This is a genomic window from Microbulbifer agarilyticus S89, from assembly GCF_000220505.1.
GTDB lineage: Bacteria > Pseudomonadota > Gammaproteobacteria > Pseudomonadales > Cellvibrionaceae > Microbulbifer > Microbulbifer agarilyticus_B.
The window spans coordinates 24,415-37,744 of record NZ_AFPJ01000032.1; the positions used below are offsets into that span (position 1 = coordinate 24,415).

At 59.7% G+C, this 13,330-nt stretch carries 12 protein-coding genes; 11 read left to right on the forward strand and 1 reads right to left on the reverse strand.

Translation table 11 applies throughout. The features are described 5' to 3' along the window. Positions 1-22: 22 nt before the first annotated feature. From accB to coq7, 9 genes are all read left to right on the forward strand, one after another. On the forward strand, positions 23-499 hold the full coding sequence (accB, locus tag AS89_RS0109385) for an acetyl-CoA carboxylase biotin carboxyl carrier protein (protein ID WP_010132301.1): 477 nt from the start codon (positions 23-25) through the stop codon (positions 497-499). 16 nt (positions 500-515) lie between these two features. Then, positions 516-1,859: an acetyl-CoA carboxylase biotin carboxylase subunit gene (gene accC, locus AS89_RS0109390; protein WP_010132302.1), complete on the forward strand. Its 1,344-nt coding sequence runs from the start codon at positions 516-518 to the stop codon at positions 1,857-1,859. A gap of 295 nt (positions 1,860-2,154) precedes the next feature. After that, positions 2,155-3,039, forward strand: coding sequence for a 50S ribosomal protein L11 methyltransferase (gene prmA, locus AS89_RS0109395; protein WP_010132303.1), 885 nt, complete (start codon positions 2,155-2,157; stop codon positions 3,037-3,039). Positions 3,040-3,138: 99 nt separating this feature from the next. Next, a complete protein-coding gene (locus tag AS89_RS0109400; protein WP_010132304.1) occupies positions 3,139-4,431 on the forward strand; it encodes a DUF3426 domain-containing protein in 1,293 nt (430 codons plus the stop codon). 179 nt (positions 4,432-4,610) lie between these two features. Beyond that, positions 4,611-5,648 carry a tRNA dihydrouridine synthase DusB gene (dusB, locus tag AS89_RS0109405; protein WP_050901676.1) on the forward strand — a complete coding sequence of 346 codons (1,038 nt, stop codon included), beginning with the start codon at positions 4,611-4,613 and terminating at the stop codon, positions 5,646-5,648. Then, complete coding sequence (gene fis, locus AS89_RS0109410) at positions 5,645-5,944, forward strand: DNA-binding transcriptional regulator Fis (protein ID WP_010132306.1); 300 nt, start codon at positions 5,645-5,647, stop codon at positions 5,942-5,944. Before dusB ends, fis begins: the two co-directional genes overlap by 4 nt. A gap of 140 nt (positions 5,945-6,084) precedes the next feature. Further along, complete coding sequence (gene purH, locus AS89_RS0109415) at positions 6,085-7,674, forward strand: bifunctional phosphoribosylaminoimidazolecarboxamide formyltransferase/IMP cyclohydrolase (protein WP_010132307.1); 1,590 nt, start codon at positions 6,085-6,087, stop codon at positions 7,672-7,674. Between the two features lie 287 nt (positions 7,675-7,961). Continuing rightward, positions 7,962-9,257, forward strand: coding sequence for a phosphoribosylamine--glycine ligase (gene purD, locus AS89_RS0109420; RefSeq protein WP_010132308.1), 1,296 nt, complete (start codon positions 7,962-7,964; stop codon positions 9,255-9,257). Positions 9,258-9,317: 60 nt separating this feature from the next. After that, positions 9,318-9,965 carry a 2-polyprenyl-3-methyl-6-methoxy-1,4-benzoquinone monooxygenase gene (coq7, locus tag AS89_RS0109425; protein WP_010132309.1) on the forward strand — a complete coding sequence of 216 codons (648 nt, stop codon included), beginning with the start codon at positions 9,318-9,320 and terminating at the stop codon, positions 9,963-9,965. 165 nt (positions 9,966-10,130) lie between these two features. On the opposite strand, the gene AS89_RS0109430 is transcribed toward coq7, so the two are convergent. After that, positions 10,131-10,793: a fumarylacetoacetate hydrolase family protein gene (locus AS89_RS0109430; RefSeq protein WP_010132310.1), complete on the reverse strand. Its 663-nt coding sequence runs from the start codon at positions 10,791-10,793 to the stop codon at positions 10,131-10,133. Positions 10,794-10,947: 154 nt separating this feature from the next. Here AS89_RS0109430 and serA point away from each other — a divergent pair, with 154 nt between their 5' ends. Together serA and rarD are read left to right on the forward strand one after the other, a co-directional pair. Further along, entirely contained in the window at positions 10,948-12,195 is a 1,248-nt protein-coding gene (gene serA, locus AS89_RS0109435) for a phosphoglycerate dehydrogenase (protein ID WP_010132311.1), read from the forward strand. A 211-nt stretch (positions 12,196-12,406) separates the two neighbouring features. Continuing rightward, entirely contained in the window at positions 12,407-13,321 is a 915-nt protein-coding gene (gene rarD / locus AS89_RS0109440; RefSeq protein WP_010132313.1) for an EamA family transporter RarD, read from the forward strand. Positions 13,322-13,330: the final 9 nt, after the last annotated feature.

Sequence of the window (13,330 nt, forward strand, 5' to 3'; positions counted from 1 at the left end):
ACAAGATCAAGAGTGAACTGTTATGGATATCCGCAAAATCAAGAAACTAATCGAACTGCTCGAAGAGTCCGACATCGGCGAGCTGGAGATTAAAGAAGGTGAAGAGTCAGTGCGCATCAGCCGCGGCCCCAGTGGCGCTGCGATTCAGATGCCGCAAATGGCCATGCCGATGGCGGCTGCTCCCGCCGCGCCGCAGGCGCCCGCCGCACCGGCACCGGCGGCTGCACCCGCCGAGCCCGCGGAAGAAGCCGTACCCGCACTGACCGGCCATCCGGTTAAGTCCCCAATGGTGGGCACTTTCTATGCAGCTTCCAGCCCCGGCGCCGATCCGTTCGTGAAAGTTGGCCAGCAGGTAAAAGCCGGCGATGTTATCTGCATCGTTGAGGCCATGAAAATGATGAACCAGATCGAGGCGGACAAGGCCGGCACCATCGAGGCAATCCTGGTAGAAGACGGCCAACCGGTAGAATTCGACCAGCCGCTCGTCGTTATTTCCTGAGCGGGGGCGTTTACGCATGTTTGAAAAAATTCTAATTGCCAACCGCGGCGAGATTGCCCTGCGGGTGCTGCGCGCCTGTAAGGAAATGGGTATCGCTACGGTAGCGGTTCACTCCCAGGTTGACCGCGACCTAAAGCACGTGCGCCTGGCGGATGAAGCCGTATGTATCGGTCCCAACCCATCCCCTCAGAGCTACCTGAATATCCCCGCGATCATCGCGGCAATGGAGATCACCGATTCTGTTGCGGTGCACCCGGGTTACGGTTTCCTCGCGGAGAATGCAGATTTTGCCGAGCAGGTACAGAAAAGCGGCTTTACCTTTATTGGCCCCGATGCGGACGTGATTCGCCTGATGGGGGACAAGGTTTCCGCAATCGCTGCCATGAAGAAAGCGGGCGTACCCACGGTACCCGGTTCTGACGGCCCGCTGCCGGACGACGGTGAGCGCTGCCTGGAAATCGCGCGCAAGATCGGCTTCCCGGTCATCATCAAGGCGGCTGCAGGTGGTGGTGGCCGCGGTATGCGCGTGGTACACAGCGAAGGCGCGCTGGTAAATTCCATCGCGGTGACCAAGTCCGAAGCGGCTGCCGCGTTTGGCGACAGCACCGTCTACATGGAAAAATTCCTGCAGAATCCGCGTCACGTGGAGATCCAGGTAATGTCCGACGGCCAGGGCAGCGCCGTGCATTTTGGTGATCGCGACTGCTCACTGCAGCGTCGCCACCAGAAGGTTCTGGAAGAGGCACCAGCGCCGGGCATTCCGGATGCGGTACGCAAGGAAGTACAGGACTCCTGTATCCAGGCGTGTATTGATATCGGCTACCGCGGTGCGGGCACTTTCGAGTTCCTGTACGAAGACGAGCGCTTCTACTTCATCGAGATGAACACCCGTATTCAGGTTGAGCATCCGGTATCGGAAATGGTGACCGGTGTTGACCTGATTAAAGAGCAGATCCGCGTATGTGCGGGTGAGAAGCTCTCTTTCAAACAGGAAGACATCAAGATCACCGGCCACTCTTTCGAGTGTCGTATTAACGCGGAAGACCCGAAAACCTTCTTCCCGAGCCCGGGCAAGGTGGAAAACTTCCACGCACCCGGCGGTTTGGGTGTACGCGTGGACTCTCACCTGTACGCGGGCTATTCGGTACCGCCCAACTACGATTCCATGATCGCCAAGATCATCACCCACGCGGAAGACCGTGAAACCGCACTGGCGCGGATGCGTGTCGCCCTCAGCGAAACCATCATTACCGGTATCAAAACCAACATTCCTTTGCAGGAAGACCTGGTTCGGGATGCGGAATTTGCCAAGGGTGGGGTGAACATTCACTACCTAGAGAAGAAGCTGGGGCTCGAATAAGCCCTGTGACTTCTCCGCCCGCCCCGAAGGTATTTAGCTCTGAAGCACCTCCGGGGCGGGAAAGTACCGGGGATCGGTTTTCAAAACCGCTGTGAACCCATCCCTGGGCGCTGCGGCGGCGACGTCCTGTCGCCGACGCTTTTGAAAACCGATCCCCGGCACCTCCCCTTCAGACTTACCTTCCCTACCCTTTTAGCTCGCGCTCTCTAGTAGAATGCAATCAAGTTCGACTCGAAGGCTCCGCTGCCACGAGCCACCCAAGCACTTCAAAACCAAAAACTCCGGATAACATCTAATGCCCTGGCTCCAACTCCGAGTAAACACCAACCGCGAACAGGCCGAGAAGATTGAAAGCGCCTTGCTGTTCGCCGGCGCCGTCTCAGTCACCCTGCAAGACAATGCCGACCAGCCCATCCTCGAACCCGGCCTCGGCGAGACGCCCTTATGGGACGAAACGCTCGTCACAGGCCTGTTCGATGCCGAAGTCGACACCGGCGTGACCGAAGCCAAGGCCGCCTCTTTCCTGTGTGAACTCCTCCCCAACGCCCGCTGGGAGCAGCTCGAAGACAAGGACTGGGAGCGGGAGTGGATGAGCAACTACAAACCCATCCAATGCGCCGATAACCTGTGGATCTGCCCAAGCTGGTGCGAACCGCCCGCGCCGGAAGCCGTCAATATCATCCTCGATCCGGGCCTGGCTTTCGGCACCGGCACCCACCCCACCACCTTCCTGTGCCTGCAGTGGCTGGCCGGTGAGCCGGTGCAGAGCAAGACTGCCATCGACTTCGGTTGCGGCTCTGGCATCCTTGGGATCGCCGCCATTTTGTTGGGTGCCGAGAACGCCCTGGGTACGGATATCGACCCCCAGGCGTTGATTGCCAGCCGCGACAATGCCGTGCGCAACGGCCTCGAACCCGCGCGTTTTCCGGTTTACCTGCCGGAGAAAACCCCGGCAGATGCCAGTGCCGACATCATGCTCGCCAACATCCTCGCCGGCCCGCTGGTCGAACTGGCCCCGCAGCTTGTGGAGCGCACCAAGGTCGGCGGCCGTATCTGCCTGTCCGGGATTCTGGCCAGCCAGTCTGACAAGGTGAAAGCGGCCTACAGCCAGTGGATCGATTTCGATGCAGATGGTGAAAAAGAGGAGTGGGTGCGGCTGAGCGGGACCCGGGTGAGATAAATCATCAGGGGCACAACGCCGCTCACAAGGCTCACCGGACTACGCGGCGGGCCCTGCGACTGATAAACTCCCACGCCAAAGCAATAATCGTCGAAATCCATGTCGCAACTGGTTACCCGCTGTCCCCACTGCAGCACCTCGTTTCACGTCAGCGAACCTCAGCTGCGCGCCGCCCGCGGTGCGGTGCGCTGCGGCTCCTGCCTGCAAGTATTCCGCGCCGACGAAAATATTGTATTCAACGAGGACGATCCGCAGCCAGCCAACAAGAAAGCGATCGAGGAGTTACTGGAAGATGACGACTTCCTGATCCACGACGATATCGACCTGGATGGCGACGACGAAACTGGTGAAGAAGAGCTACCCAGAAGGGCCAAGCCTACGTCGGAACAATCTGCATCACAGCAGCCTGCGCAAGCCACCGCACAAAAAAGCGATGCTCTCGACGACAGCCCGCTGATCGGCGATGCCTTTGGCGAACAGCAGTGGCAGGAGCTCGGTAGCGAAGACGACGATGACCGACAGGGTGACCTGCTGGACATGGACAGTGGCCTCGACCGGATGAGCGACTCCTCCGACAATCCGTGGGCGGAAGAAATGGCCCGGGAGGAGTCCAGCAGCCTCCGCGCAAGCAGCGCCAAGCAATCGGAAGATGACCTATTTGCCGAGCAGTTTGCCGCAACCGATGACCTCGACACTCCCGAGCCGGAAGAGTTGATTGCCGCGCCGGCACCGGGCTCCAGTCATGATGATGACCTGGCACCGCTGCCGGACGCACAACTGGGCCCATCCGAGCTGCACGCGCGGCACCTGGATTCCGGCCAGCTTGAATCGGCACCACTGCTACCCAAGGACCAGCTGATCTCATCCATCGGCGCAGCGCCGATCGAAATGTCCTGGCAGCCCAAGCGGCACCACATCATCCCTACCTGGCTCTGGGCCCTCGGCAGCCTGCTGCTGATGCTGGGGCTGGTGGCGCAAACCGCCTATTTTGGTTTCGATACCCTCAGCAAGCGCGACCCCTGGCGCAACCTTTACGCCCAGGTCTGCCCGTACATCGGCTGCACCTTGCCACCGCAGGTGGACATCAATGCCATTCACACCGCCAATCTGGTGGTGCGCAGCCATCCGTCGATTCCCGGTGCCCTCGCCGTAGAGGCGGTGCTGCTCAACCGCGCACCGTTTGATCAGCCCTTTCCCAGCCTGCAGCTGCGTTTCACCGACCTGAAGAACAGCCCGGTAGCGAGCCGCCGCTTCAATCCGCGGGATTACCTGCGCGGCGAACTGTCCGGCCGCCGCCTGATGCCTGCCGGCAACCCGGTGCACATCGCGCTGGATATCGTTGACCCGGGTGCGGACGCGGTGAATTACGAGCTGCGCATCGCCCCGAACTGAGCCCGCCATGATCATGGCTGCGATGAAACAGAAGGCGCAAAAATGCGTACGATGGCGCCAATTGCTACAAATTATTGCACAAAGTTCGTCCCAAACGGCCAGCCATCGACCAATTTGAGCGCTTTTTCGCTTTTCCAGTGGGCAGGCAGCCGCTATCATAGGCGGCTCTTTGACACCTGATGAGACCAAACCCGCGGGAGGGTGTGTTGCCCACGGAACTGCCAAGCAGCTTCGCCATCGGCCCCTATAACATCGGAGCGCCAGTAATCCTGGCGCCCATGGCCGGCGTTACCGATCGCCCCTTCCGCAAATTGTGCCGTGAACTCGGCGCGGGCTTGGTCGTATCCGAGATGGTCACCTCCGACACCAGTCTGTGGAACAGCCGCAAATCACGTATGCGCCTGAACCACGCCGGTGAGGCGGGGCCGATTTCGGTGCAGATTGCCGGTGGTGACCCGGAGATGATGGCGGATGCCGCGCGCGCAAATGTCGAGCGCGGCGCGCAGATCATCGATATCAACATGGGTTGCCCGGCAAAGAAGGTGTGCAAAAAAGCAGCGGGTTCTGCCCTGCTGCGCGATGAGAAACTGGTTGCCGATATCCTGCAAGCGGTGGTTTCCTCGGTGCCGGTTCCAGTGACGCTGAAAATTCGTACTGGCTGGTGCCCGGATTCCCGCAACGGGGTAACGGTGGCCAAGATGGCCGAAGATTTCGGAATTGCTGCTCTGGCAGTTCACGGACGCACCCGCGCCTGTGGCTACCATGGTCAGGCCGAATTCGATACCATTGCCGAGATTGTGTCGGCGGTGAAGATACCCGTCTTTGCCAATGGCGACATAACCGGCGCGGAGAAGGCCCGCAAGGTGTTGGACTACACCGGCGCTAAAGCGGTCATGATTGGCCGTGCGGCTCAGGGACGTCCATGGATATTTCGGGAGATTGCTCACTACCTCGCAAAGGGGGAGCACCTGCCGGAGCCCTCACTGGATGAAGTCAGGGATATATTAATCACTCACTTGAGTGAACTGCACCGTTTCTACGGTGAGGTTATGGGGGTACGTATCGCCCGTAAACATGTGGGCTGGTACGTAAAAACACTCGCGGACAGCGAGGAGTTTCGTAAAGCCTTTAACCGAATAGATAGCGCAGAAGCACAACATGCCAGCGTTCGTGAGTGGTTTGAACGCCGAATAACTAGAGGGGCAAAAGCGGCATGACTAACGAAGCATTAATTCCGGATACCAGCGATGTGGTATCCACTGGGGGCCAGACTCAACTACAGCAACCGCAAGCCTTGCGCGATGCGGTTGAGCACGCGATGGAGAACTACTTCCGCCACCTGGACGGACAGATGGTAACCGACGTGTACGATATGGTGCTGTCTGAGATTGAAGCGCCTATGCTGGAAGTGGTGATGAAGCACACCCGCCACAACCAGACCCGTGCAGCGCAGCTGCTGGGCCTCAACCGGGGCACCCTGCGCAAGAAGCTTAAGCGCTACGGCCTGCTGTAAGGCAGCCAACCGCTCCAGGCAGCCAAAGCCGGGGCGGCAAAATTTCGACGAGGGGGGATGAGCTGAGCTCATCCCCCCTCGCTATTTGTATTTCCAACGTTTTTAACCTGCTCTTTACACATCTGAATGGACGATGCGATATGACTGACAAGGTGGCCGTTCGCCGCGCGCTGATCAGCGTTTCCGATAAAACCGGCATTGTGGAGTTCGCCCGTGAACTCTCCGCCATGGGCGTAGAGATCCTCTCTACCGGTGGTACCTACCGCCAGCTGGGTGAAGCCGGTATCCCGGTTGTGGAAGTTTCCGATTACACCGGCTTCCCGGAAATGATGGACGGTCGCGTGAAGACCCTGCACCCGAAGGTGCACGGCGGCATTCTGGGCCGTCGCGGCAAAGACGACGCGGTAATGGACGAGCACGGCATCAAGCCCATCGATATGGTTGTAGTGAACCTGTACCCGTTCAAGGCCACCGTTGCTGACCCCAACTGTGACCTGCCCACCGCCATCGAAAACATCGACATCGGCGGCCCCACCATGGTCCGCTCCGCGGCCAAGAACCACAAAGATGTGGCCATCGTGGTCAACGCACACAGCTACGACACCGTGATCGAAGAGATGAAAGCCAATGACGGCGCCCTCGGTTACGAAACCCGCTACGACCTGATGGTGCAGGCGTTCGAACATACCGCCCAGTACGACGGCATGATCGCCAACCACTTCGGCGCGCGTAACACCAAAAACGAAGCCCGCGAATTCCCGAACACCTTCAACACCCAGCTCGAGAAAGCCCAGGACATGCGCTACGGCGAGAACCCGCACCAGAAAGCGGCCTTCTACGTAGAAGCAGACGCAACCGAAGCCTCCGTATCCACCGCCAGCCAGCTGCAGGGCAAGGAACTGTCCTTCAACAACGTCGCCGACACCGACGCCGCACTGGAAACCGTTAAGCTGTTCGACGAGCCGGCCTGTGTGATCGTCAAGCACGCCAACCCCTGTGGTGTTGCCATCGCCGCGGACATCAAGACCGCCTACGAACTGGCCTTCGCCACCGACCCGGAATCCGCATTCGGCGGCATCATCGCCTTCAACCGCGAACTGGACGCTGAAACTGCCCAGCTGATCGTCGACAAGCAGTTCTCCGAAGTGATCATCGCCCCGAAAGTCAGCGCCGAGGCCGCCCAGGCCGTATCCGCCAAAAAGAACGTGCGCCTGCTGGAATGCGGCGAATGGCCCACTCTTTCTGAACAACAGGAGCGCCCCGCAACCTACGATTACAAGCGCGTCACCGGTGGCCTGCTGGTACAGGAAAAAGACAACGGCATGGTTGCCAAGGAAGACCTCAAGGTGGTCACCAAGGTACAGCCGTCGGAAGAGCAGCTGGACGAACTGCTGTTCGCCTGGAAAGTCGCCAAGATGGTCAAATCCAACGCCATCATCTACGCCAAAGACGGCCGCACCATCGGCGTTGGCGCCGGCCAGATGAGCCGCGTCAACTCTGCGCGCATCGCTGCGATCAAAGCCGAGCACGCCGGCCTCGAAGTTAAAGGCGCCGTTATGGCATCTGACGCCTTCTTCCCCTTCCGCGACGGCATCGACAACGCCGCCAAAGTAGGCATCAGTGCCGTAATCCAGCCCGGTGGCTCCATGCGTGACGAAGAAGTGATCGCTGCAGCCGACGAGCACGGCATGGCGATGGTGTTTACCGGAATGCGTCACTTCCGTCACTGATAACGTCACACAAACGACGACTGTTGTAATGACTCTGCAGTAAACAACCTGCAGAGTCAGACGCGAAGGGGCTGTGGCTGGCGGCCTTTCGCGAGACCGTCTGCGGCCTGGATGGCCGCAGCCGAGCCCCCAGGGATGGGTTTACGGCGTGTCTCGCGAAAGGCCGCCAGCCATAGCTCCGCCACGGACTGGCCAGGTACTTTCCCCTGAAGCCGGTAAAGCAGCAGTCCACCTCATCCGAATGCTAAACTAGCCCACCTAAATCACAGGCACGGGGAAACTCAAGAATGAACATCCTGGTAATCGGCTCTGGTGGCCGCGAACACGCACTGGCCTGGAAGGCCGCCCAAAACCCCGCCGTAGACACCGTCTTCGTCGCACCGGGTAACGCCGGCACCGCCCACGAACCCAAACTGCAGAACGTCAACATCGGCGTCGACAATTTCTCCGCGCTTTCTGACCTGGTGGAAGAAAAAGGCATCGACCTCACCATCGTCGGCCCCGAAGCCCCGCTCGTTGACGGCATCGTCGACTTCTTTAACAGCCGCGGCCACAACATCTTCGGCCCGGAAAAAGCCGCCGCCCAGCTGGAAGGTTCCAAAGCGTTCACCAAAGAATTCCTCGAGCGCCACGCCATCCCCACCGCCGCCTACCAGAACTTCACCGAAATCGAGCCCGCCCTCGAATACATCCGTGAACAGGGCGCGCCGATCGTGGTAAAAGCCGACGGCCTCGCCGCAGGTAAAGGCGTGATCGTCGCCGAAACCGTAGAACAGGCCGAGCTAGCCGTGCGCGATATGCTCTCCGGCAACGCCTTCGGTGACGCAGGCTGCCGCGTCGTGATCGAAGAATTCCTCACCGGCGAAGAAGCCAGCTTCATCGTGATGGTGGATGGCGAAAACATCCTGCCGATGGCCACCAGCCAGGACCACAAACGTGTCGGCGATGGCGACACCGGCCCCAACACAGGCGGCATGGGTGCCTACTCCCCGGCACCGGTAGTCACCCAAGACGTATACCAGCGCATCATGGACGAAGTCATCGAGCCCACCGTGAAAGGCCTCGCCTCCGAAGGCATGCCTTACACCGGTTTCCTGTACGCAGGCCTGATGATCAACGCAGAGGGCACCCCCAAGGTTATCGAATACAACTGCCGCTTCGGCGACCCGGAAACCCAGCCGATCATGATGCGCCTGAAATCCGACCTGGTTGAGCTGTGTATGGCCGCAGTCGAAAAGCGCCTGGATCAGGTAACCGCCGAGTGGGATTCGCGCCCGGCGCTGGGTGTGGTACTGGCCGCCAATGGCTACCCGGGCAGCTACCGCAAGGGTGATGCGATTTCCGGTCTGGACAAGGCGGACAGCGAGAACGCCAAAGTCTTCCAGGCAGGCACCGCGCTCGACGGAGAACGCGTCGTGACTAGCGGCGGCCGCGTACTCTGCGCGACTGCGCTGGGTGACACCGTTGCCGACGCGCAGAAGAATGCTTACGAGTGCGCCAGCAAGATATACTGGGAAGGCGTCTTTTACCGCAAGGACATCGGTTACCGCGCCATAGAGCGCGAGCAGACAACCGAAGCCTGATTGCCCAAGCGGAGCGAAGCTAGCAAGCTAACCAGCTAGTCACCTAGAGAGGAACGTATCGTGAGCAGCCACCGCCAATTAACCGGACTCGACCGCCTGCTACTGCAGGCAGACCGCGCACTGCGCACCCTGAGTCCCGGCTCGCCCTGTCACGAGCGCCCGTCACCCGCTAAAACCGTGGATGAAGCGGAGCTTTCCGACAGTGAGCGTCGCCATGCGGCGGGGCTGATGCGGGTCAATCACAGCGGGGAAGTCTGCGCCCAGGCCCTGTACCAGGGCCAGGCGCTGACCGCCAAATTGCCCGAGGTGCGGGCGGAGATGGAGCACGCCGCGGACGAAGAGATCGACCACCTGGCGTGGTGCGAGCAACGTCTGGATGAACTGGGCAGCCGTCCCAGTGTGCTCAATCCGCTCTGGTACGGCATGTCCTTCGGTATCGGTGCCGCTGCCGGCAAGATCAGTGACAAGGTCAGCCTGGGCTTTCTCGCCGCCACCGAGGAACAGGTGTGCAAGCACCTGGAGGGCCATCTGCAGGAACTGCCTGAGCAGGATGAAAAGAGCCGCGCGGTGGTGGAGCAGATGCTGGTGGATGAGGCCAAGCATCAGCATGCAGCGCTGGATGCCGGCGGGACTCGCTTCCCCGGCCCGGTTAAAGGTTTGATGACGCTGGTTTCTAAGGCGATGACTTCGGTCAGCTACCGGCTTTAACAAAGCTCAGCTCTCAGATGCGAAGCCTGAGTGCTGGGTATTCGTTTTCGGAAGCGTCGCAAACAGGGATGTTTGCGACGCAGCGTACAGGGACGTATTCACAGCGGTTCCGAAAACGAATACCCAGTGCTCGGGCGCCACGGCCCTATCCATCAAGGCTCGAAATCAAACCACTTCAGTCTCACAACGAAGCCAGTCCTCTTCGAGCTCCATCGCGATACGATCCCCAACCAACAACTCCCCCACACCCGCCGGCGTGCCGGTCAGCACTACATCTCCCGGCATCAGGGTGAAGTACTCACTGATATACGCCACCAGATCCAGAATCGGCGTCAGCATATGGTTGGACTTGCCCCGCTGGCGGATCTCCCCGTTCAGCCACAGGGTGTAAGTCAGGTTATCCCAATCCGGCAACCAGTCCAGTTTCACAAACGGCGATAGCGGGCAGGCACCATCAAACCCCTTGGCTTTCTCCCACGGCTGCCCCTTGGCTTTCAGGTCCGACTGCAACTCCCGCAGCGTAAGGTCCAACGCCAACCCCAGCCCGGCAATCGCACCTGGTACATCGCCCGGGTTGGCATCGGTCAGGCGCTCGCCGATCAACAGCGCCAGTTCTCCCTCAAAATGGCAGCTGCCACGGCCGCGGGGAAGGTGGACTGGTTGTGCCATCGGCACCACCGAGGTCGCGGGCTTGATAAACAGCAGCGGCTCGTCCGGAATCGGGTTATTCAGCTCCTCCGCGTGCGCCGCATAATTGCGCCCAACACACACGATTTTGCCGAGCGGCAGGTTGACGGGGGTATTACAGGTAAATTCGTGTTGATACATAACCAGATTCGATAGCTAGGATAGATATTGCGTATAAAGCTTTGGAAAGCCCTTGTGGTATGATGCCGCCCTCGCCGGGCCCCCGGTGAGGCCCAACCGATTTTCTTTAACCCGCCGCGACCGATCTTCGTCGCGCACGGCCAAGAGACCCGATATGGCTCCGCCCAGTTCTGACCAAAAACAATCTCTCCAGAAAGACAAAATCCGCATCCTGTTACTGGAAGGTGTACACCAGTCCGCCGTAGACCTGCTGTCTTCCCGCGGTTACACCAACGTGGAATATATCAAAACCGCGCTGCCGGAAGACCAGCTGATCGAGAAGATTGCCGATGCCCACTTTGTCGGGATTCGCTCGCGCACCCAGCTGACCCGCAAGGTCCTCGAGAATGCGCCCAAGCTCATCGCGGTGGGCTGCTTCTGTATCGGTACCAACCAGGTAGACCTGCAAGCCGCCACCGATCTGGGAATCGCGGTATTCAATGCGCCTTACTCCAACACCCGAAGCGTAGCCGAACTGGTGATCGCTGAAGCCATTATGCTGCTGCGCGGTATCCCCGAGAAGAATATCGTGTGTCACCGCGGTGGCTGGAAAAAGTCCGCGGTGGGCTCTTACGAAGCGCGTGGTAAAACTCTCGGTATCATCGGCTATGGTGCCATCGGCTCGCAGACCTCGGTATTGGCCGAAGGTATCGGCATGCGCGTGATCTTCTTTGATGTGGTCACCAAGCTACCGCTGGGCAACGCCAGCCAGGTCAACAGCCTCGACGAGCTGCTTGCCCAGTCCGACGTCATCTCCCTGCACGTACCGGAGCTGCCCTCCACCAAGTGGATGATTGGCGCCGAGCAGATTGCCAAGATGAAGAAGGGCGCGATCCTGCTGAACGCCTCCCGCGGCACCGTGGTCGAGATCGAGCCGCTGGCGGATGCGCTGAAGAGCGGCCACCTTGCCGGTACCGCTATCGATGTATTCCCGGTGGAGCCACGCGGCAACGACGACGAATTCCAGTCCCCGCTGCGCGGTATCGACAATGCCCTGCTGACCCCACACGTTGGCGGTTCTACCGTCGAAGCGCAGGAAAACATCGGCGTGGAAGTGTCCGACAAACTGGCGCTATATTCCGACAACGGCACCACCACCAGCTCGGTGAACTTCCCGGAAGTCGCCCTGCCCGGCCACGCCGGTGCGCACCGCCTGCTGCACATCCACAAGAATGTGCCAGGCGTGCTCGGCGCGATCAACCAGGTGTTTTCCGACAACGGCATCAACATCTCCGCGCAGTTCCTGCAAACCAACGAGACCCTCGGCTACGTGGTTATCGATGTCGACGCCGAATACTCGGATCTTGCGCTGGAAAAGCTGAAGAACATCCCCGGCACGCTGCGCTGCCGCGTGCTGTTCTAAGCGCACACGCTCGACGCCGCTAACGGGCGCTACCGGCGTCTGTTACACGCCCCGCAACCCGGGTGCTACTGTAAATATCTGCAGTACCCCGGGTTTGTTGATTCTGCCCCCTGGCAGATGGTTCACGGCACCGCTGGGTGATCCCCGGCTCAGTCGTTTCTGTCCCCATTGCTGCTACGCAATACCAACCGCGAAGCGTAGGTAATACCCGTTGAAAAATCACAACTCAGACTCCGCCGCCACCGGCCTGCTCGCGGGCGTCGCTGCCTATTTTATCTGGGGTGTCGCACCGCTGTATTTCAAGCTGCTGGACGACCTGTCGGCACTGGAGATTCTCAGCCATCGCAGTATCTGGTCATTGGTACTGGCGCTGATCATGCTGGCGGTACTGGGTAAGCTTGCGGGGTTGCGCGAGGTGCTGTGCACGCGCAAAACGGTGGTTGCTCTGCTTGTCACTACTGCGCTGATTTCCTGCAACTGGCTGATTTTCATCTGGGCGATCAATAGCGACCATATTCTCGACGCGAGCCTTGGCTACTACATCAATCCGATTTTCAGCATCTTGCTCGGGGTGGTGGCAATGGGTGAGCGGCTGCGCCCGCTACAGTGGTTTGCGGTATGCCTGGCGGCGGTGGGTATTTCTTACGAGATATGGAGTTACGGGCGCCTGCCACTGGTGGCCCTCGGCGTGGCGCTCACCTTCGGCCTCTATGGCCTGGTGCGCAAAAAGACACCGGTGGATAGCCTCACGGGTCTAACTGTAGAAACACTATTTATGCTGCCGCTCGCACTTGGCTTCCTGTTCTGGAGCAGCAGCCCCACCAGCAACTTGCTCAACAACAGCTGGCAAATGAACGCGCTGCTGATTGCCGCCGGCCCGGTTACCCTGACCCCGCTGCTGTTGTTTAATATTGCCGCGCGCCGTCTGAATCTCTCCACCCTCGGCTTCCTGCAATATATCGGACCGACGCTGATGTTCGTGTTCGCCACGGTGCTTTATCAGGAACCACTGACCAGTGCCAAACTCGTCACCTTCGCCTTTGTGTGGGTCGCACTCATCTTTTACTCCGTAGACGCACTAATGCAGCGGCGCCGACAGCGCCGGCGCCAGCAGGCAATGGCATAGAGGAATTGG